This window comes from Thiocystis violacea, assembly GCF_016583565.1.
Classification (GTDB): domain Bacteria; phylum Pseudomonadota; class Gammaproteobacteria; order Chromatiales; family Chromatiaceae; genus Thiorhodococcus; species Thiorhodococcus violaceus_A.
Map to the genome: position 1 here is coordinate 1 of NZ_NRRF01000228.1, position 873 is coordinate 873.

Below are 873 nucleotides of genomic sequence, written 5' to 3' on the forward strand. Positions count from 1 at the left end.
AACCAGGGGCGCCTTCTCGGCTCCACCACGACCGCGGCGCACTACGCCGCGCTGGCGGCCCGATTCCGCGCCCAGCCCTCGCCACCGGGACAGTGGCTGGCGTGGGTCTGTCGGGACAGTGCCGCAGCGCTGTGCCCGAGCGCAGATCCGCTCAGGCTGTCGCCCACGGCCTTGGAGTGACCTACGGCAGGCGAGGCCCGTCCATGAGGAACCGCCAGCCGAGAGGCTGGCAAGCGACGCTCAAACGCTCAGGATTTCGCCGAGCACCCGCACTTGGCGGGCGGCGAGGCGGGAGGCGCCGCTGGGGGCGTGGGTGTCGCACAGGCGACCAGAACCCCGACGGCGACAATGAGCGCACACACGCACGCGATGGTGCTCCGTTTCATGGCTAGGCCGCCTCCATTGCTGGCAGGCCGGCGGCCGTCTCCAGATCCACGCCTTCTCGAAGCGCTTTTCCCGGCTTGAAGTGCGGTGCGTAGCGTCCGGGCAAGGCCACGGTGTCACCGGTCTTTGGATTGCGTCCAAGGCGGGGAGGGCGATAGTGCAGGGTGAAGCCGCCGAACCCGCGGATCTCAATGCGCTCACCGCTGGCCAGGGCCTCGGTCATGCGCTCCAGGATGGCTTTGACGGCCGATTCAACATCGCCCTCGGGCAGGTGCTCTTGGCGGCTGGCGAGCCGCGCGATCAGCTCGGATCGTGTCATGATGCGGTTGCTCATCAGATCGGAAGGGATAACGCCCCATTGTATCGACCACACGGGGACAACCGGAATGATGCAGAGGCGCCGCTGGGTCCATCCAGCACAGGCCCGTTACGACCAAGTTGATCTCGTCCAGGATCTATTCAGCGACTGGACGCGTGTCCTGTGCTGGG

The 873-nt window shown here is 67.1% G+C and carries 2 protein-coding genes; one reads left to right on the top strand and one right to left on the bottom strand.

The annotated features are described in order from the left end of the window. Positions 1 to 180: hypothetical protein (locus CKO23_RS25370; protein ID WP_207168699.1), on the top strand; the 180-nt coding region annotated here is incomplete at its 5' end. A 208-nt stretch (positions 181 to 388) separates the two neighbouring features. On the opposite strand, the gene CKO23_RS24925 is transcribed toward CKO23_RS25370, so the two are convergent. Continuing rightward, positions 389 to 703: an integration host factor subunit beta gene (locus CKO23_RS24925; protein WP_200336260.1), complete on the bottom strand. Its 315-nt coding sequence runs from the start codon at positions 701 to 703 to the stop codon at positions 389 to 391. Positions 704 to 873: the final 170 nt, after the last annotated feature.